The 18,508-nt window shown below is 74.8% G+C and carries 17 protein-coding genes; 13 read left to right on the top strand and 4 right to left on the bottom strand.

What is annotated here, in order from left to right; all coding sequences use genetic code 11:
* Positions 1-220: 220 nt before the first annotated feature.
* Positions 221-865, top strand: a complete 645-nt coding sequence (locus tag O7633_RS08910) for an HAD family hydrolase (RefSeq protein ID WP_278127926.1) — start codon at positions 221-223, stop codon at positions 863-865.
* Positions 866-1,081: 216 nt separating this feature from the next.
* Positions 1,082-2,029: an RIO1 family regulatory kinase/ATPase gene (locus tag O7633_RS08905; protein ID WP_282327307.1), complete on the top strand. Its 948-nt coding sequence runs from the start codon at positions 1,082-1,084 to the stop codon at positions 2,027-2,029.
* 88 nt (positions 2,030-2,117) lie between these two features.
* Here the strand turns inward: O7633_RS08905 and O7633_RS08900 are convergent, their stop codons facing one another.
* The gene (locus O7633_RS08900; protein ID WP_282327306.1) at positions 2,118-2,363 is read right to left on the bottom strand and encodes a DUF2630 family protein; all 246 of its coding nucleotides are present in this window, start codon (positions 2,361-2,363) and stop codon (positions 2,118-2,120) included.
* 105 nt (positions 2,364-2,468) lie between these two features.
* On the opposite strand from O7633_RS08900, the gene O7633_RS08895 reads away from it, so the two are divergent.
* The 8 genes from O7633_RS08895 (at position 2,469) to O7633_RS08860 (ending at position 11,780) form a co-directional block, all read left to right on the top strand.
* On the top strand, positions 2,469-3,383 hold the full coding sequence (locus O7633_RS08895; protein WP_282327305.1) for a GNAT family N-acetyltransferase: 915 nt from the start codon (positions 2,469-2,471) through the stop codon (positions 3,381-3,383).
* 216 nt (positions 3,384-3,599) lie between these two features.
* The gene (locus tag O7633_RS08890; protein ID WP_282328498.1) at positions 3,600-4,925 is read left to right on the top strand and encodes a cytochrome P450; all 1,326 of its coding nucleotides are present in this window, start codon (positions 3,600-3,602) and stop codon (positions 4,923-4,925) included.
* Positions 4,922-5,836 (top strand): terpene synthase family protein, encoded by a 915-nt coding sequence (locus O7633_RS08885; protein WP_282327304.1) that lies wholly within the window; start codon positions 4,922-4,924, stop codon positions 5,834-5,836. Before O7633_RS08890 ends, O7633_RS08885 begins: the two co-directional genes overlap by 4 nt.
* Before the next feature lie 19 nt (positions 5,837-5,855).
* Positions 5,856-7,541 carry a prenyltransferase/squalene oxidase repeat-containing protein gene (locus tag O7633_RS08880; RefSeq protein ID WP_282327303.1) on the top strand — a complete coding sequence of 562 codons (1,686 nt, stop codon included), beginning with the start codon at positions 5,856-5,858 and terminating at the stop codon, positions 7,539-7,541.
* 97 nt (positions 7,542-7,638) lie between these two features.
* Complete coding sequence (locus O7633_RS08875; protein ID WP_282327302.1) at positions 7,639-10,269, top strand: nitrate- and nitrite sensing domain-containing protein; 2,631 nt, start codon at positions 7,639-7,641, stop codon at positions 10,267-10,269.
* Positions 10,270-10,376: 107 nt separating this feature from the next.
* Positions 10,377-10,799, top strand: coding sequence for a roadblock/LC7 domain-containing protein (locus tag O7633_RS08870; RefSeq protein WP_007072006.1), 423 nt, complete (start codon positions 10,377-10,379; stop codon positions 10,797-10,799).
* Positions 10,800-10,804: 5 nt separating this feature from the next.
* Positions 10,805-11,191 (top strand): DUF742 domain-containing protein, encoded by a 387-nt coding sequence (locus O7633_RS08865; RefSeq protein WP_043967572.1) that lies wholly within the window; start codon positions 10,805-10,807, stop codon positions 11,189-11,191.
* Complete coding sequence (locus O7633_RS08860; protein WP_074474310.1) at positions 11,172-11,780, top strand: ATP/GTP-binding protein; 609 nt, start codon at positions 11,172-11,174, stop codon at positions 11,778-11,780. The genes O7633_RS08865 and O7633_RS08860 overlap by 20 nt, the downstream gene beginning before the upstream one ends.
* Positions 11,781-11,842: 62 nt before the next feature.
* Here O7633_RS08860 and O7633_RS08855 read toward each other — a convergent pair whose 3' ends face one another.
* The gene (locus O7633_RS08855) at positions 11,843-14,698 is read right to left on the bottom strand and encodes an aconitate hydratase (RefSeq protein WP_282327299.1); all 2,856 of its coding nucleotides are present in this window, start codon (positions 14,696-14,698) and stop codon (positions 11,843-11,845) included.
* Positions 14,699-14,935: 237 nt separating this feature from the next.
* On the opposite strand from O7633_RS08855, the gene O7633_RS08850 reads away from it, so the two are divergent.
* A complete protein-coding gene (locus O7633_RS08850; RefSeq protein ID WP_074474308.1) occupies positions 14,936-15,595 on the top strand; it encodes a DedA family protein in 660 nt (219 codons plus the stop codon).
* A gap of 47 nt (positions 15,596-15,642) precedes the next feature.
* Here O7633_RS08850 and O7633_RS08845 read toward each other — a convergent pair whose 3' ends face one another.
* Together O7633_RS08845 and O7633_RS08840 are read right to left on the bottom strand one after the other, a co-directional pair.
* Entirely contained in the window at positions 15,643-16,686 is a 1,044-nt protein-coding gene (locus O7633_RS08845; protein WP_282327297.1) for a glycerophosphodiester phosphodiesterase family protein, read from the bottom strand.
* 545 nt (positions 16,687-17,231) lie between these two features.
* The gene (locus tag O7633_RS08840) at positions 17,232-17,435 is read right to left on the bottom strand and encodes a hypothetical protein (protein WP_282327296.1); all 204 of its coding nucleotides are present in this window, start codon (positions 17,433-17,435) and stop codon (positions 17,232-17,234) included.
* Positions 17,436-17,483: 48 nt separating this feature from the next.
* On the opposite strand from O7633_RS08840, the gene O7633_RS08835 reads away from it, so the two are divergent.
* Together O7633_RS08835 and O7633_RS08830 are read left to right on the top strand one after the other, a co-directional pair.
* The gene (locus tag O7633_RS08835) at positions 17,484-18,242 is read left to right on the top strand and encodes a hypothetical protein (RefSeq protein WP_282327295.1); all 759 of its coding nucleotides are present in this window, start codon (positions 17,484-17,486) and stop codon (positions 18,240-18,242) included.
* A gap of 34 nt (positions 18,243-18,276) precedes the next feature.
* Positions 18,277-18,453, top strand: coding sequence for a hypothetical protein (locus O7633_RS08830; protein ID WP_282327294.1), 177 nt, complete (start codon positions 18,277-18,279; stop codon positions 18,451-18,453).
* Positions 18,454-18,508 lie beyond the last annotated feature (55 nt).

Below are 18,508 nucleotides of genomic sequence, written 5' to 3'. Positions count from 1 at the left end.
GTCAGGTGGCCCGCCGCCACGCAAACCGTACGTACGGCTTGTAACGTGCCGGCAACGTGCCCCGCCCCCGGGCCGCGAACTCCGACCCGGCGCTGGCCACGAGCGGTGTCGGCGGGGCCCCGATGGGTGATCGGCCGACGGGCGGCCGGCTACCATCGCCCGGTGACGCCGTGCCTGCCGGCCCTGTCGGCCGGCGGCCCGTCTCCCTTAAGGTGCCCGAGTGCCGCTGCTCCTGCTGGATCTGGACAACACCCTGCTCGACCGGGCCGGGTCGTTCCGTGCCTGGGGTGAGCGCTTCCTGGACGGCATCGGCGCGCCGGCCACCGACATCGACTGGCTGGTGTCGATCGACGCCGACGGACTGACCGACCGGTGGGACGTGGCGGACGCGATCCGCGACCGGTACGGGCTGCTCATCTCCTCGCTGGACCTGGTGGAGGAGCTGCACGACGGGGTGGTGGCCAACACCCGGCTCGACCCGCTGGTGGCCTGCGCCCTGCGGATCGCCGACGACGCCGGCTGGGTGCCGGTGGTGGTGAGCAACGGCAGCGTCCGCCAGCAGGACGCGAAGATCCGCCGCACCGGCCTGGACCGGTACGTGGCCGACTGGGTGATCTCCGAGGAGGCCGGGGTCAGCAAACCCAACCCGAGGATCTTCGCGCTGGCGGCCCGGCGGGTCCGGATGCCGCTGCGCGGCGCGTGGGTGGTGGGGGACAGCCCGGAGGCCGACATCGGCGGGGCGGCCGCCGTGGGCCTGCCCAGCGTCTGGCTGCACCGGGGCCGCCCCTGGACGGACACCCGCTTCGCCCCCACCTTCACCGTCGACGGCCTCATCGCCGCCGTAGCCACCGTCCTCGCCGCCTGACCCCGCCCCGACCGGATCCCCTGCCCCCGGCGCGGGACGGGCGGGGTAGGAGCGGGGGTTAATCGGTTGCCGGGGGCTGGGCACGTGGTTCAGCATGGTGCCGCGCATCGGGCGTAGCCGGGTGGTCCCGGTCGAGGAGGGGAGGTCGGTCATGGCCGTCTTCGCAGGGAGCTTCCACCTGCCTACACCAGCCTCGATCAAGGGATCACCAGCACAGTGCGTGACGACGACTTCCCGGCGCGCGGGCGCCGTGGCCGCGGCAAGAGCCGCTTCGACGACGACGAACCCCACTTCCTGAAGCGTGGCCGGCCCGCCGAGCCGGTCCTGACCGACGCGGACCCGGAGGCAGGCCCGGACGACGACGCCCCCGGCGGCGACGCCTGGTCCACCTGGGACCAGGCCGTGCACGGCCCCGAGCCGCACCCCGGCTGGCTGGTCACCGAGCTGGCCGCCCGGGACACCGACCTCGGGGTGCTCAAGACCGGCAAGGAGGCGGACGTCCACCTGCTCCGCCGGGCCGTGCCGGACACCGACCGGTCCTGCCTGCTGGCGGTCAAGCGCTACCGCGACGCCCAGCACCGGCTGTTCCACCGCGACGCCGGCTACCTGGAGGGCCGCCGGGTGCGCCGGTCCCGGGAGAACCGGGCGATGGCCGGGCGCACCGCCTTCGGCCGGCAGATGATCGCCGGGCAGTGGGCCGCCGCCGAGTTCGCCGCCCTCTCCCGGCTCTGGGAGATCGGCGCCGAGCACGGCCGGATCGCCGTGCCGTACCCCGTGCAACTGCTCGGCACCGAGCTGATGCTGGAGTTCGTCGGCGACCCCGACGAGGGGCTGGCCGCGCCGCGGCTGGCCCAGTGCCGGCCCGAGCCGGCCGAGCTGCGCTCGCTGTGGGAGCAACTGGTCGACGCCCTGGTGGTGCTCGCCCGGGCCGGCTTCGCCCACGGCGACCTGTCGCCGTACAACCTGCTGGTGCACGCGGGGCGGCTGGTCATGATCGACCTGCCGCAGGTGGTCGACGTGGTGGCCAACCCGCAGGGCCCCGAGTTCCTGGCCCGCGACGTGCGGGTGGTGGGGGCCTGGTTCACCTCGCGCGGCCTGCCGGCCGGCGACACCGACCCGGCGGCGCTGACCGCGCTGCTGCTGCGCGAGGCCGGCATCCGCTGAGCCACCCGCGTGGGTGCCGGGCCCGGCACCCACGCGGGGGCGGGAGCCTGGGGCCGGGGCGGTCGGCGACAGCCGGCCGCCCCCGCCGTCACTGGAGGTAGCGCTCCACCTCCGGGACCGGGCGTACGCCCTGGGCCTCGGGGTCGCCGTGGGCCTGGCGGGCGGCCCGCCGCCGGCGCAGCAGGTCCCAGCACTGGTCCAGGGACTCCTCCAACGAGCGCAGCCGGTCCTGCTCGTCGGCGGTGCCGGACTCCTTCGTCTGCGCGGCCGCGCGGAGCCGGTGCTCCTCGTCGACCAGTTCGGAGATCCGGTTCAGGATGGTCTTGTCGTCCATGCCCCTGAGCCTGGCACAGCGGGTCGGGTCGCGCCCGCTTCTCCCGCGCGTCGGGCCGGCGGACGGGGTCGCGGCCGCCGGAACGCTGCGGTAGGTTGCCACGCGATGACGCCGACCGTGCGGCCGTTCGCCGACGCCGATGCCGACGCCGTGTCCGGGGTGTTGCGGGCGGGGCTGCCGCACCTGCTGGCCACGCCGGAGCTGCTGTGCTGGCAGGTCGCCCGGGCGCAGACCCCCGAGCGGTTCGGCGCGCTGGTGGCCGAGGTCGACGGGGTGCCGGTCGGGGTGGCCCGCACCGGGCTGCTGCACGAGAGCGCGGAGCCGGGGCGGGGCTTCGTCAACCTGACGGTGCGGCCCGACCGACGCGGCCGGGGCGCGGGTTCGGCCCTGCTCGCCGCCGCCGAACAGCGGCTCGTGGGGCTCGGCGCGACCACGGCGTACGCGATGGTCGACGACACCCCGGCGGACCTGGCCTTCGCCGAGCGGCACGGCTACCGGCGGGGCCGGCGGTCCCTGCTGCTGCGGTGCGACCTGTCCGTGCCGCCGCCGCCCCCGGCCCCCGGGCCCGGAGTGCGGCTGCTCGCCGCCGCCGACCTGCCCGACCCGCGCGCGCTCTACGCGGCCGACCTGGACGTCTCGCGCGACGAGCCGGGCGAGGTCGGCATGGACGAGATCGCGTACGCGGACTGGCTGGCGGCCTACTGGCACCGCCCGGACCTGGACCGGGAGCTGACCACGGTGGCCGTGGCGGACGGCGAGGTGGTCGCGTTCACGGTGGGGCTGACCGACAGCCGCCACGACCACCGGTGCGGGATGACCGGCACCCGTCGGCCGCATCGCCGGCGGGGCCTGGCCCGACTGGTCAAGCAGGCCGCCCTGCGGCGGGCGGCGGCGGCCGGGTTCCGGCACTCGGTGACCGTGATCGACGCCGGCAACGCGGCGATGCTCGGCCTCAACGAGACGCTCGGTTACCGGCCGGTTGCGGCACAGTGGCGCTACCGGCGGGATCTGCCCAGCTAGCAGGCCCGCGGCGGGTCCCTTGTGGGCGCGGGGAATTTCGCCCGCGAAAATTATTCCTCTCTCCCCTGGAGAAGTTGACCTGCTCAATGGCATGCTCGGGCGGGACCGTTACTTTCCACGGTCGTTCCGCGACGCACAGTTGACCAGGGGAGTGCACCACACGTGGTAACCCCACACCCGGCCCCCACCCGTGCTCGGCGGGCGAGATCCGTTCCGCTGCGGCACGTCGCGCCCGGCCTGCTCCGCGACCCCGTCCGCGCCCTCGTCGGGTTCGGCGAGCGGGCCGGCGGCGAGGTGGTCCGGCTCAACGCCGGCGCGTTCCGGCCCTACCTGGTGACCGATCCCGACCACGTGCAGCAGGTGCTGGGCGACCGCGCCGACAACTTCGGCCGGGCCGGCGACGGCGCGTTCTGGGGCCCGCTGCGCCGGCTGTTCGGCGACGGCATCCTCGGCGACGGTCCCGTGTGGTCGGACAGCCGGCGCATCCTCCAGCCGCTGTTCACCGCCCGGCGGGTCGAGTCGGTGCTGCCCCGGCTGGCCGCCACGATCGTCGACGCGGTCGCCGAGCTGGACGCGCCGGCCCGCGCCGGCCGGCCCGTCGACATCGGTGCCGAGCAGGCCCGGATCGTGTGCCGGGCCGTCATGGAGACGTTCTTCGGCGACCGGATCTCGGCCGCCGACGCGCTGCGCGTCATCCAGGCCCAGGACGCGATCGCCACCTCGGTGATCCCCCGGGTGCTGGTGCCGTTCGCCCCGCTCGCGCTGCCGATGCCCGGCGACCGGGCGTTCCGCGACGCCGCCCGGCGCATCGACGAGGTGCTGACGCCGGCCGTCCGGGCGGCGCGGGGCAGCGACGGCGACGACGTCATCGCGACGCTGTGGCGGGGCAGCACCGCCGACGGCCGGCCGCTGGACGAGCGGCAGGTCCGCAACGACACCGTCGCCATGGTCGCCGTGACCACCGAGACCACCGTCAACGTGCTGACCTGGCTCTGGCCGCACCTGGCACGTGCGCCCCGGGTCGCGGCCCGGTTGCAGGAGGAGATCGACTCGGTGTCGGTCGGCCACCCGGTCGGCCCCGGGCACCTGCCGCGGCTGCGCTACACCCGGATGGTGCTCGACGAGCTGGTCCGGCTCTACCCGGTGGGCTGGCTGGCGCCCCGGCAGGTGCTGCGGCCGACGGCGCTCGGCGGCGTGCGCCTGCCGGCCGGGGCGACGCTGCTGGTCAGCCCGCTGGTCACCCAGCGGCTCGCCCGCCACTGGGACGACCCCGACGCCTTCGACCCGGACCGGTTCACCCCGGAGCGGTCCCGGTCCCGGCACCGCTACGCGTACTTCCCCTTCGGCGGCGGCCCGCACCAGTGCCTGGGGATGCACCTGTTCCATCTGGAGGCGCAGCTCATCGTGGCGAACCTGTTGGCCCGCTACCGGCTGCGGGTGCGCAGCCCCCGGCTGCCCGCCGTGCGGCTCGCCGCCGCGCTGCGCCCGCGCGACCGCGTGGAGCTGGACGTGCGCCCCGCCCACGCCGGGGTCGTCGCGTGAACGTCGTCACGCCACCGTCCACGGTGCTGCCCGACCAGCTCTCCGCCGCCGCCGAGCAGGGCCGCATCTGCGCGCTCGCCGCGCAGGGGCAGCGCGACCTGCAACGGCACGCGGACCGCTACCCGGACCTCTTCGCCAGCCGGGCCTTCGACGCCACGCTGTTCAGCAGCATCGCCCTGGCCATCGCCTTCGGCGCGCCCTGGTGCACGGCCGAGCAGCTACGGGTGACCAACCGGATGGTGCTCTGGGGCTTCGCCCTCGACTGGCGGATCGACTACCTGGCGACGTCCCGGGCGGACGTCGACCGGGTGGTCGCCGGGGCCCTCGCGGTCGCCGAGGGGGCCAGCCCCGACGCCGACGACCCGCTCGGCCGCCTGCTCGCCGGGCTCCGCGACGACCTCGCGGAGGTCCCCGCCTTCGCCGAGCTGGGCGACGCCTGGCGCGCGGCGGTGCGCCGCACCGTGACGGCGATGGCCCGGGAGTGGGACTGGAAGACGGCCCGGGACCGCGACGGCGCGCCGCTGCCCGGCTTCACCGAATACCTCGCCAACGCCGACAACCTCGCCTGCACGGTGGTCAACGTCGCGCACTGGATCTCGACGGGCGACGCGGAGACCCTCCGGCGGCTGAACCGGCTGGTGACCGTCAGCGACGAGGTGCAGCGGGTGCTCCGGCTCGTCAACGACCTCGCCACCTACGAGCGGGACCTCGAATGGGGCGACCTGAACGCGCTGCTGCTGGTCGACGACCGCGCCGAGGTCGACCAGCGGATCGTGGAGCTGGTCGAGCGGTGCACCGAGTTGCTGGCCCCGCTGTCGGGCGGCTGCCCGCTCCAGGCGGCGTACCTGGCCCGGCAGATCGGGTTCAGCAGCGGCTTCTACCGCTCCGCCGACTTCTGGGGGTCGCGGTGACGATCTGCCGGGGGCGGCGGTGACGCTCGTCCGGCAGCGGACGGCCGCCTGCGGCCGGGCCGACCGGCCGACCCGTGACCCGGAGTCCGCCGCGGACGCCCGCGAGCTGGTCGCCGCGATGACCCTCACCCCGGGCGGGCAGTCCTCCGCCTCGGTCTACGAGACGGCGCGCCTGGTCAGCCTCGCGCCGTGGCTGACGCACCACGCCGAGCGGGTCGCGTACCTGCTCGCGGGCCAGCGCCCCGACGGCGCGTGGGGCGGCCCGCAGGGGTACGCCCTGGTGCCGACGCTGAGCGCCACCGAGGCGCTGCTGACCGCGCTGTGCCGGGGCGACGCCGACGGGCTCGCGGACGCCCGGGCCGCCGAGCGGCTGGGCCGGGCCGTCGACGGCGGGCTGCGCATCCTCCACCGGTGGCTCGCCGGCCCGGCCCCGTTCTCCGCGCCCGACCTGCCGGCCGCCGACCTGACGGTCCCGTCGCTGGTCGGCGCGGTCGCCGCGCACCTCGACGCGGTGCGCGCCGACCCGCCGCCCGGCCTCGCCGCCTGGCGCGACGCCGGCCCGCTGCCCCTGCCGTCGGGGCTGGACGGCACCCGGCTCGGCCGGGTCCGCGCGCTGGTCGCCTCCGGTGGCCCGCTGCCGGTGAAGCTGCTGCACGCCCTGGAGGTGGCCGGGCCGGCGGCCCGGCGGGCCGCCGGGGTGACCCCGGTGGGGCCCGGCACCGTGGGCGCGTCCCCGGCGGCGACGGCCGCCTGGCTCGGCGGGCCCGGTCCCGGGCCCGACGCCGCCGCCGCGGTGTCCTACCTGGAGGACGTCGCCCGCCAGCAGGGCGGCCCGGTGCCGTGCGCGACCGGGATCACCGTCTTCGAACGGGCCTGGTCGCTGAGCACCCTGAGCCGGGCGGGCCTGACGCCGCCCGTGCCGCCCCGGCTGCTCGGCGGGCTCGCGGCCACCGTCGGCCCCGCCGGCACCGCCACCGCGCCCGGCCTGCCCGCCGACGCCGACACCACGGCGGTGACCCTCTACGCGCTGGCCCGCCTCGGCCGCCCGGTCGAACCGGCGAGCCTCTGGGAATACGACACGGGCGAGCACTTCTGCACCTGGCCGGGGGAGGACGGCGCGTCGGTCACCACCAACGCCCACGTGCTCGACGCGTTCGGCTGGCACCTGGCCCACCACGCGCCGGCCGACGCCCGGCTCACCGCCGTGACGCGGCGGCTCACCCGCTGGCTCGCCGACCGGCAGTCGTCCGACGGGGCGTGGACCGACCGCTGGCACGCCTCGCCGTTCTATGCCACGAGCTGCGTGGTGCTCGCCCTCGCCGGCCACGGCCGGGGCGCGGCGGCCGTGGGCGCGGTGAGCCGGGCCGCCGACTGGGTGCTCGCCGGGCAGCGCGCCGACGGCTCCTGGGGACGGTGGGGCGGCACCGTCGAGGAGACCGCCTACGCGGTGCAGGTCCTGCGCGCCGCCCGGTCCGCCGCGCCGGCCGGCGTCGAGGCGGCGTTGGGGCGGGCGCGACGTTACCTGTCCACCATGGAGGGCCGCGACGGCGCGCCCGCGCTCTGGCACGACAAGGACCTCTACCGGCCCGTCCTGATCGTCCGCGCCACCGTCGCCGCGGCCCGTCATCTCCTCCGCGCCGGGGCCTCCGGTGACGCCTGCACCGGGCCCGGGTACGGCAGGGCCCCCCTGATCAGTGCCGCTTGAGTGAACAAACCGACACTGCTAGCGTGCGCGCGTGGTCGACGGTGTACCGGCCACACGCGCTCCGGCAGCCCCCCGAACAGCCGGCCAGGACGGTGTGATGCGTTCCCGCAGTACGAATCTCCGTACGAAAATCGTCGCTCTGCTGGTGTCGCTCGTCGCGCTCTGGGCCTTCGCGGCATGGGTGACCCTGCGGGACGGCGCCAACCTGCTCGGGGTGCAGGCGCTCAACGAGTCGGTGTCCGAGCCGAGCGAGGCGCTGGTGCTCCAGCTCCAGCGGGAACGGAAACTGTCGCTGGCCTACCTGGGGCGGCCGGACGAGCCGCGTCGGGAGGCGCTCGGGGCGGAACGGCGGCGCACGGACGAGCTGGCGTCGACGTTCCGCGAGTCGTCCACCAGCTGGCGCGCCACCGTCGCCGCCAGCGACACGCTGGAGCAGCGCCTCGACGCGGCGTACGGGCAGTTGTCCCGGCTGGGCGAGACCCGCTCCGGGGTGGACGCCCGCAGCGTCGACCGGTCGTCGACCCTCGCCGCGTACGGGCAGGTGGTCCGGTCCATCTTCGACGTCTACTCGGCCCTCGGCCTCCTCGACGACCAGCAGGTCGGCGAGGACACCACCGCCCTGATCGAGCTCAACCGCGCTCGTGAGCTGCTGTCCCAGGAGGACGCCATGCTCACCGGCGCGCTCTCGGCGGGGCGGATGACCACGGTGGAGCGGTCCCAGCTCGCCCAGCTCATCGGCGCGCAGCGGTTCGCGGCCGACCTGGCGGTGAGCCGGCTGCCCGCCGCCGACCGGGAACGCTACGACGCGATGGTCGGCAGCGAGGCGTTCGAGAAGCTGCGCGACCTGGAGGACGGCATCCTGGAGGGCCGGGGCGTCGACCCCCGGCTGGGCTTCGAGGCCGCCGACTGGGACGCGGCGGTGGCGCCCGCGCTGGCCCAGTGGAGCGAGGTCGTGATCGCCGGCGGCGACGACGTGGTCGAGCGGGCCACCCCGGTCGCCGTCACGGTGATCATCCGCCTGGTGCTCGCCACGGGCCTGGGCCTGCTCGCCGTCGTCGCGTCGATCATCGTGTCGATCACCACCGCCCGGGCGCTGCTGCGGCAGCTGGAGCGGCTGCGCGACGCGGCGTTCACCCTGGCCAACGACCGCCTGCCCAGCGTGGTGGAGCGGCTCGGTCACGGCGAGGACGTCGACGTCGCCCGGGAGGCCCCGCCGCTGGAGTTCGGCGACGACGAGGTCGGCCAGGTGGGCAAGGCGTTCAACGCGGTCCAGGAGACCGCGCTGCGCACCGCCGTCGAGCAGGCGGAGCTGCGCCGCAACGTCCGCGAGGTCTTCCTCAGCCTGGCCCGGCGCACGCAGGCGCTGGTGCACCGCCAGCTCACCCTGCTCGACGCGATGGAGCGCCGCGAGCAGGACGCCGAGGAGCTGGAGGACCTGTTCCGGGTCGACCACCTGGCCACCCGGATGCGGCGCAACGCCGAGAACCTGATCGTGCTCTCCGGCTCCACGCCGGGCCGGGCCTGGCGGCGCAACGTCCCGATGGTCGACGTGGTCCGCGGCGCGGTCGCCGAGGTGGAGGACTACACCCGGGTCAACGTGTTGCCGCTGGGCGACGTCTCGCTGGCGGGCCGGGCGGTCGGCGACATCATCCACCTGCTGGCCGAGCTGATCGAGAACGGCCTGTCGTTCTCGCCGCCGCACACCACGGTGGAGGTGCGCGGTCAGGCGGTGGCGAACGGGTTCGTCATCGAGATCGAGGACCGGGGCCTCGGCATGAGCGAGGAGGACCTCGCCGCCGCGAACCACCGCATCGTGGACCGCTCCGAGCTCAACCTGGCCAACGCCGCCCGGCTCGGCCTGTACGTCGTCAGCCGCCTCACCGACCGGCACGGCGTGCGGGTGCGGCTGAAGGAGTCGGCGTACGGGGGCACCACCGCGGTCGTGCTGATCCCGGCGGAGCTGGTGACCGGCTCCGCCGGGGACGGCGGCCTCGGGCGCACCGGCCGGACCGACCCGAGCACGCCGGTCGTGCCGGCCCGGCCGGGCCCGCCGGGCGACCGGCCGGCGGCCCGCCCGGCCACGCCGGTGGCCCTGGCGGAGGCCCCGACGGCCCCGCCCGCCGAGCCGTCCGTCGAGCCGTCCGTCGAGGACGACGGCACGCCGGGCCTGCCCACCCGCGCGCGGCCCCGCGCCGTCCCGCCGGCACCGGCCGTTCCGGGCGGGGAGACCGAGCTGCCGGTACGCCCCCGGCGTCCCGCCGGGCTGTCGGCGCTGGACGCGCCGACCGTGCCGACCGGCCTGCCGATCACCGCGCCCCGGCCCGCGAGCGGTGGCGCGGCACCGGGCTCCACCGTGGAGCGGGCGGAGCCGGCCGGCGGGCCCGACGGGGCCACCGCCGACGGCGAGACCACGCCCGAGGCCCCGGCCCCCGCCCCGGCGTCCACGCCGGTGCAGCGGACCGGCTCCGGGCTGCCGGTGCGCGTGCGCCAGGCCAACATCGTGCCGGAGCTGCGCGAGGATCCGGCCGCGCAGCCCGACGACGAGGAGGACACGGTCCGGGTGCCGGAGCAGGTCCTCAAGATGATGAGTTCCTACCAGCGCGGCACCCGACGGGGCCGCACCGACGCGGCCCGCCTGCTCGGTGGGGCCGGCGGCGCGGAGCCCACCGGCGGTTCCGACGCCGCCGACGGGCACCCGCGACCTGAGGACGAGCACGAGGCGACCTGAGGACGGCGCGACGACCTGGGAGCGGCGCGGACGACCCGCGCCCGTGGCGGGACGGCAGGTCCCAGACGACAAACGGCGACACCAGCCGGGGGAGAAGAGGACGACGAGTGGGGCAGAAGACGGCTTCGAGCGCCGATCTGACGTGGTTGCTGGACGATCTGGTCGGCCGGGTGAAGCAGGCCGAGCACGCGGTCGCGCTCTCCACAGACGGCCTGCTCATGGCCTCGTCACAGGGCCTGAGCCGGGACGACGGGGAGCACCTCGCCGCGATGGCGGCCGGCATCCAGAGCCTGGCCCGGGGCGCGGGCAAGCGGTTCGGCGGCGGCCAGGTGCAGCAGACGATCATCGAGATGCAGTCGTCGTTCCTGTTCGTCACCGCCGCCGGCCGCAACGCGTGTCTCGCGGTGCTGGCCTCCGAGGACGCCGACGTCGGCCTCATCGCGTACGAGATGGCCATGCTGGTGACCCGGGTCGGCAAGTACGTGGCCTCCCCGACCCGGCTTCCCGAGCAGCCGGTCGGCGAGAAGTAGCCGCGATGACGGTCCCGGGGGAGTCCACGGAGGAACGGTGGGTCGACGACCATGCCGGGCCGGTGGTCCGACCGTACGCGGTGACCGGTGGCCGGGCGCGCCCGGTCACCGGCACGTTCGACCTGATCTCCCTGGTGACGGCCACCCGCTCGGAGGTGTCGCCGGAGGTCGGGCTGGGCCCGGAACACCTGGCCATCGTCGCGCTCTGCCAGCGGATCCAGTCCGTGGCGGAGGTCGCCGCCCACCTGGACCTGCCGGTGGGTACGATCCGGGTTCTGCTCGGCGACCTGATGGCGCGCGACCTCGTGCAGGTACGCGAGCCGCGGACGACCGCGGGCCTTCCCGACGACAGCATCTTCGAGGCGGTTATCAATGGACTACGGGCCCTCTGAGCGGCCGGCGGGAGCCGTGCCGCTGCCCACCGCGATCAAGATCCTGGTCGCGGGCGGCTTCGGCGTCGGCAAGACCACGATGGTCGGTGCGGTCAGCGAGACCCGGCCGTTGCGGACGGAGGAGGTGCTGACGGAGACCGGGGTCGGCATCGACGACCTGTCCGGGGTGGAGGGCAAGACGACCACCACCGTCGCGATGGACTTCGGCCGGATCACGATCAGCGACGACCTGGTGCTCTACCTGTTCGGCACCCCGGGGCAGGACCGGTTCTGGTTCGTCTGGGACGAGCTGGCGCTCGGCGCGCTCGGCGCGGTGGTGCTCGCCGACACCCGGCGGCTGGCCGACTGCTTCCCGTCGATCGACTACTTCGAGGGGCGCGGCACCCCGTTCGTGGTCGCGGTGAACTGCTTCGAGGGCGCCCGCCGCTACCGGCTCGACGAGGTGCAGGCCGCGCTCAACCTCGACCCGGGGGTGCCGGTGCTGCTCTGCGACGCGCGGCAGCGGGAGTCGAGCAAGGAGGTGCTCATCACGCTGATGGAGCACGCGCTGAAGATCCGGGAGTCCCGCCGTCGGGCCGCCGGCAACTGACCGCACGCAAGGAAGGGCCCCTTGTTAACAGACGCCTGTTGACAAGGGGCCCTTCCTTGCGCTCAGCTGGCGATCATGCGGCGCAGGACGTACTGGAGGATGCCGCCGTGGCGGTAGTAGTCCGCCTCGCCGGGGGTGTCGATGCGGACCACCGCGTCGAACTCGACGCCGGTGTCGGTGGTGACCTTCACCGTGCGCGGGGTCTCGCCGTCGTTCAGCGCGGTCACCCCGCTGATCGAGAACGTCTCCGTGCCGGTCAGGCCCAGCGACTCGGCGGTGGTGTCCACCGGGAACTGCAACGGCAGGACGCCCATGCCGATCAGGTTCGACCGGTGGATCCGCTCGTACGACTCGGCGACGACCGCCTTCACGCCGAGCAGCATGGTGCCCTTGGCCGCCCAGTCCCGCGAGGAGCCCGAACCGTATTCCTTGCCGGCCAGGATGACCAGCGGGACGCCCGCCTCCTGGTAGGCGGTGGAGGCGTCGTAGATGGTGGTCTGCTCGCCGGTCAGGTGGTTGACCGTGAAGCCGCCCTCCACGCCCGGCACGAGCTGGTTGCGCAGCCGGATGTTGGCGAAGGTGCCCCGGATCATCACCTCGTGGTTGCCCCGGCGCGAGCCGTACGAGTTGAACTCGTGGCGCGGCACGCCGTGCTCGGCCAGGTATTTCCCGGCGGGGGAGTCGGCCTTGATCGAGCCGGCGGGGGAGATGTGGTCGGTGGTGACCGAGTCGCCCAGCTTGGCCAGCACCCGCGCGCCGGCGATGTCCTGCACCGGGGCGGGTTCCTGCTGCATGCCCTCGAAGTACGGGGGCTTGCGCACGTAGGTGCTCTCGCCCTCCCAGGCGAACGTGTCGCCCGTCGGGGTCGGCAGCGACTGCCACCGCTCGTCACCGGCGAACACGTCGGCGTACGCGGCGCTGAAGCCGGTCGCGCCGATCGCCTGGGCGATGACGTCCTGGATCTCGGCGCTGTTGGGCCAGATGTCGCGCAGGTAGACGGGCTCGCCCGCGGCGTCCTCGCCGATCGGCTCGTTGGCCAGGTCGATGTCCATCGTGCCGGCCAGCGCGTACGCCACCACCAGCGGCGGGGACGCCAGGTAGTTCATCTTGACGTCCGGGTTGATCCGGCCCTCGAAGTTGCGGTTGCCGGAGAGCACCGAGACGACGGCGAGGTCGCCCTCGTTCACGGCGGCGGAGACCTCCTCCGGCAGCGGGCCGGAGTTGCCGATGCAGGTGGTGCAGCCGTAGCCGACCAGGTTGAAGCCGAGCTTCTCCAGGTAGGGGGTGAGGCCGGCGCGGTCGTAGTAGTCCATGACGACCTTCGAGCCCGGCGCGAGGGTGGTCTTCACCCACGGCTTGCGGGCCAGGCCCTTGTCGACGGCGTTGCGGGCCAGCAGCGCCGCCCCGATCATCACCTGCGGGTTGGAGGTGTTGGTGCAGGAGGTGATCGCGGCGATCACCACCGCGCCGTGGTCGAGCTCGTACTCCACGCCGTCGGCGCCGGTGACGCGCACCGGGTTGCTGGCCCGGCCGCCCGCGCCCACGGCGGCGGTGACCAGGTCGCGCGGCGCGTCGGCCGAGTCGTTGACCCCGTTGGCCGGGGCGTCGCTGGCCGGGAAGGACTCGGCGGACGCCTCGTCGGCCGGGCCGGCGACGCCGAGCGGCTTCTCCTGCTGCGGCACGCCGGGCGTGCGGCCGGCGTCGCCGCCGGTGGCGTCGGCGGCCACGTAGTCGGTCAGCGCCGAGCGGAACAGCGTCTTGGCGCTGCCCAGCGGCACCCGGTCCTGCGGGCGCTTCGGCCCGGCCAGGGACGGCTCGATGGTGCCTAGGTCCAGCTCCAGGCGCTCCGAGTAGTCCGGCTCGGCGGCCGGGTCGTGCCAGAGGCCCTGCTCCTTGGCGTACGCCTCGACGAGCGCCACCTGCTGCGGGTCGCGCCCGGTCAGCTCCAGGTAGCGGACGGTCTCGGCGTCGATCGGGAAGATCGCCACGGTGGAGCCGTACTCCGGCGACATGTTGCCGATGGTGGCCCGGTTGGCCAGCGGCACGGCGCTCACGCCGGGGCCGTAGAACTCGACGAACTTGCCGACGACGCCGTGCTTGCGCAGCATCTCGGTGATGGTGAGCACCAGGTCGGTGGCGGTGGTGCCGGCCGGCATCTCGCCGTGCAGCTTGAAGCCGACGACCCGGGGGATCAGCATGCTGACCGGCTGGCCGAGCATCGCGGCCTCGGCCTCGATGCCGCCGACGCCCCAGCCCAGCACGCCCAGGCCGTTGACCATCGTGGTGTGCGAGTCGGTGCCGACCACGGTGTCCGGGTACGCCTGGCCGCCGCGCTCCATGATCGTGCGGGCCAGGTACTCGATGTTGACCTGGTGCACGATGCCGGTGCCCGGCGGGACGACCTTGAACTCGTTGAACGCGGTCTGGCCCCAGCGCAGGAACTGGTAGCGCTCCTTGTTGCGCTCGTACTCCAGCTCGACGTTGCGCTCGAAGGCGTCCTCACGGCCGAACAGGTCGGCGATGACGGAGTGGTCGATGACCAGCTCGGCGGGCGCGAGGGGGTTGACCTTGGTGGCGTCGCCGCCGAGTTCGCGGACCGCCTCGCGCATGGTGGCCAGGTCGACCACGCAGGGTACGCCCGTGAAGTCCTGCATCAGCACCCGCGCCGGGGTGAACTGGATCTCCACGCTCGGGTCGGCGGCCGCGTCCCAGCCGCCGAGCTGGCGGATGTGGTCGGCGGTGATGTTCGCGCCGTCCTCGGTCCGCAGCAGGTTCTCCAGCAGGATCTTCAGGCTGTAGGGGAGCCGTTCGTGCCCCTCCACCTTGCTGATCTTGAAAATCTCGTAGCTCGCGTCTCCGACGCGTAGCTGGGTCTTCGCACCGAAGGTGTCGAGGCTCGCCACGTCGTACTCCTTCACACCAGCGACCGTGAGTAGTCCTGAGCAGTCTGTCGCACCGGCCAGGGCGACGCCCCGGTTAGGTGACACTTACCGCGATTCCCGTTTCAACAAAACCGTACGTCCGTCTTGCTAGTCGCGCAACCTGACGCCAGGCTTCGGGACGCGCCCGCGCCCGCCCGGGTGGCCCGGCGGCGAGGGGCCGCCCCGTCCCGGCGGCCCGGGTAGGGTTCGAGGCCGGACCTGAAGGGATGCGCCGTGGTCGACGTACAGCACTGGCTGACCGCGCTGCCCCCGGTCGCGGTCTATCTGATCGTCGCCGGGGTGATCGGCGTGGAGAGCATGGGCGTCCCGCTGCCCGGCGAGATCGTCCTGGTCAGCTCCGCCCTGCTCGCCGCCACCGGCGTCGTGCAACCCGAGTGGGTGGCCGCCGCCGCGGCGTTCGGCGCGATCGTGGGCGACTCCATCGGGTACGCGGTGGGCCGCCGGGGCGGGCGGCCCCTGCTCGCCCGGCTGGGCCGGCGCTTCCCGAAACACCTCGGCCCCGCCCAGCTCGCCCGCGCCGAGCAGAGCTTCGCCCGGCACGGCGTGTGGGCCGTCTTCTTCGGCCGGTTCGTGGCGCTGCTGCGCATCCTCGCCGGCCCTCTGGCCGGCGCGCTGCACGTGCCGTACCGGCGGTTCCTGCTGGCCAACGCGGCCGGCGGCCTGGTCTGGGCCTTCGGCACCACCTACCTGCTCTACAGCGTCGGCCGGGCCGCCGAGCACTGGCTCAAGGACATCTCCTGGGCGGGGCTGGTCCTCGCCGTGCTCGCCGGCCTGGGCAGCACCTGGTGGCTGCGCCGACGGGCCCGCCGGCTGGAGCAGGCGGACGCGTCCGGCGAGGCCGAGCCGGTCGGCGCGACCACCGGCGACCGCTGACCCGGCCGGCGGCCGGGTCAGCGGCCCGGCGGGGGCACGACCCCGGCTCATCGCCCCAGCAGGGGCGCGACCACGTCGATGCGGTTGGTCCAGACGCCGCCTGCCCAGCCCGCCGGGATCGCGGGAACGTCGTCCGGGTCGTCGAAGCCCTCCGAGAACTCACCCGACCCGTTGACCAGGACCACCCGCGTGTCCGCCTCCCGCATCCGGGCGACGAACCGGTTCGGCCAGCCCCACATCAGCCGCCCGTAGCGCTGCGGCAGGTGCAGCTGCCGGTGGCGGCAGGCGTCGGGGACGTGCCCCGTCCAGCCGCCCGCCAGGTACGGCACGAGGCAGTCCTGCATGATCTTCTTCGAGGTGACCCGGACGTCGGGCAGCCGGGCGGCGAACGCGGCCACCGCCACGTCGCCCCCGTACACGGTGAGGGCGCGCCGCCGCTGCTGCGGCAGGGTCGCCAAGAGGTCGGCCAGCGCCTCGCCCTCGGCGGCCCGCTCGACCTTGAGGTGGATCAGCAGCTCCCGGTCGGGGAACTCGGCCAGCACCTCGTCGGCCGTCGGGAGCAGCCCGGTTCCCGCTCCCCGGAACGGGAACGTCCGCCCGCCGTCGCTGGTGTAGCCGTAGCCGAGGTCGAGCCCGCGCAGCTCGGCGAGGGTGTGGTCGGCGATCGTCCCGGTGCCGTCGGTGCGGCACTGCAACGTGGCGTCGTGGAAGACCGCCAGGCGGCCGTCGCGGGTGACCTGCACGTCGAACTCCACCTGGTCGGCCCCCGCGGCGTACGCCGCCCGCATCGACGCGAGCGTGTTCTCCAGGTACGGGTGCTGCGGCGGGTGGATGCGCTCGGCGGTGCAGGTGTCGTTGGCGACGCCCGCCAGGTCGAACGTCTGGGCCAGCCCCCGGTGCGCCAGCAGGAACGGTCGGTCCGCTGAGGCGCCGGCCAGCGTGGAGCTGTTGCCGACGTACAGGCCGGCGGCGGCCAGCAGCACGACGGCCAGCGTGACCCCGAGCCGGCGTCGCCACCGCCGCCCCCGGCCCGCCCGCTCGCCCCCGGGCACGCCGTCGCTTGCGGCAGATCCCGTTCCCCGTTCGGTCACCGCAGCAGTCTGCCAGCGGGCGCGGACCGCCGGGAACCGCCCCACCCCACGGTCGCCGGCCCCCTCCCGCCCGTCCCCGGCGCGCCGATCTTGCACTTGGGGCCCCGTGCCTGGGCGCCTTATCCCTTTTGCCGGGGCCGAAACTGCAAGATCGGCGCGGATTCGGCCGGCGCGAGCAGGTGTGGATCCGGCCGCTCGCGGCGGGCAGCATGGCGGCACCGGCCAGCGCGGTCCTGATCCGTGCCTCGGCGGGCGTCAGGCGGTCTGTGCGCAGCAGCGCCTCCGCCCGCGTCGCCGACATGGCGGCCACACCGTCTGCACGGCACGCCCCCGTAGGGTCACCGGGATCGACGCGGGGAGGCCGGCCGGCCCCAAGGTCGTGCTCGATCGTGGATCGGGTGGTCTCCCACTCCGGGCGTTGCCACTCTTTCCCTGATCGAGCGTGACCTTGCTCCGCCGGGCCCGCCGGCCCGTCGGCCCGTCGGGGCCGCAGGCCGGCGGGTCCGTCGGTCAGGTTGGTCCGTCGGTCAGGGCGGCCCGTCTGGTCAGGCCGGTCCGTCGGACGGCGGGGTGCCGATCTCGCCGGTGGCGGTGGCCTCCGCGTGCCGGTCGCGCAGCCGGGCCCGGATCTCGTCCGGGGTGTACGCCCGTCGCCGCCGTTCGGCGCGGGCCACGACCACGCCGGTGGCGGCGACACCCGCGAGACCGGCCAGCCCGAGCCACTTCCACCACTGCATCCGTTGCCGCATGCGCCTAGGGTAGACGTTCATGAGCGAGCAGAACGGCGGGGTGACGGCATGAGCATCGGCCTGGACGAGGCCGTGGAGCTGACCCGCACCGGTGACGTGTGGGTGTTCCGGGGCCGCAGCGTGCCCGACCGCGCCATCCAGCTCACCACCAACAGCCCGGTCAACCACGTGGGCATGGCGGTGGTCCTGGACGATCTGCCGCCGCTGATGTGGCACGCCGAGCTGGGCCGGTCGCTGCGGGACATGTGGACCGGCACCCACCATCGCGGGGTGCAGTTGCACGACCTGCGGGACGCGGTCTGCGTCTGGGCCAACCGGTACGGCCAGCGGGCCTGGCTGCGCCAGCTCGAACCGCCGGCCGACGCGACGATGGAGCAGGCGGTGCTGCGCACCGTCGCCCGCCTCGACGGCACGCCGTTCCCGTCGACCGCCCAGCTCGCCTGGCGGTGGGCGCGGGGCCGGGTGCCGCAGGTGCGGCTGCCGCTGCCGCTGCCCGGCCGGCGCGATCGGGCGGCCGACGTGTCGGAGCAGCGGGGAGCCGACCAGGCGCAGCGGGCAGTCGACCAGCCGGACCGGGGAGCCGCGCAGGCGGAACGGGCGGGCGGGGTCGCGGTGCGGGACCGGGCGCTGGAGACGGCGTACTGCGCCGAGGTCGTCGCGGTGACGTACGAGGCGATGGGCCTGCTGCCGGCGGGCCGCCGGCCGAACTGGTACGACCCGGGCCGGTTCTGGAGCGGCGACGACCTGGGGCTGACCGGTGGGGCGCAGCTCGGTGCCGAGATCGAGGTGCGGATCCCGCCACGGTGAACGACCGGGGGCGGCGCGCTGCGACGTGGCGGCGGTGGCCGCCTGCCACGCCCTGCCGGGGCTGGTCGTCTCGGCGCTGCTGACCGAGGTCGCCGTCGAGTGGGGGTTCCTGGACGGCCGGGGCCGGCGCGTTCCGGGCGAACGGTACCGTTACCTGCTGAGGAGTACCGACGACGGCCCGGCCATCTGTACGGTGATCCGCACCGCCTGACCGCGTCGCGGCGACCTTCGGGTGCCCGCGGCATCGCCGGAACCGGGCTCACTGG

Origin of the sequence: Micromonospora sp. WMMD712, from assembly GCF_029581295.1 — a bacterium.
In the GTDB taxonomy this organism is placed as follows: Bacteria; Actinomycetota; Actinomycetes; order Mycobacteriales; family Micromonosporaceae; genus Micromonospora; species Micromonospora carbonacea.
Note: the sequence above shows the minus strand (reverse complement) of the source record. Positions and strands in the feature narration are given on the sequence as shown.

Bases quoted from the DNA above. Each gene is read 5' to 3' on its own strand.
- O7633_RS08900 (WP_282327306.1), bottom strand. From the start codon at position 2,363: ATGGACGACAAGACCATCCTGAACCGGATCTCCGAACTGGTCGACGAG.
- O7633_RS08895 (WP_282327305.1), top strand. From the start codon at position 2,469: ATGACGCCGACCGTGCGGCCGTTCGCCGACGCCGATGCCGACGCCGTG.
- O7633_RS08875 (WP_282327302.1), top strand. From the start codon at position 7,639: ATGCGTTCCCGCAGTACGAATCTCCGTACGAAAATCGTCGCTCTGCTG.
- O7633_RS08865 (WP_043967572.1), top strand. From the start codon at position 10,805: ATGACGGTCCCGGGGGAGTCCACGGAGGAACGGTGGGTCGACGACCAT.
- O7633_RS08860 (WP_074474310.1), top strand. From the start codon at position 11,172: ATGGACTACGGGCCCTCTGAGCGGCCGGCGGGAGCCGTGCCGCTGCCC.
- O7633_RS08840 (WP_282327296.1), bottom strand. From the start codon at position 17,435: ATGCGGCAACGGATGCAGTGGTGGAAGTGGCTCGGGCTGGCCGGTCTC.
- O7633_RS08835 (WP_282327295.1), top strand. From the start codon at position 17,484: ATGAGCATCGGCCTGGACGAGGCCGTGGAGCTGACCCGCACCGGTGAC.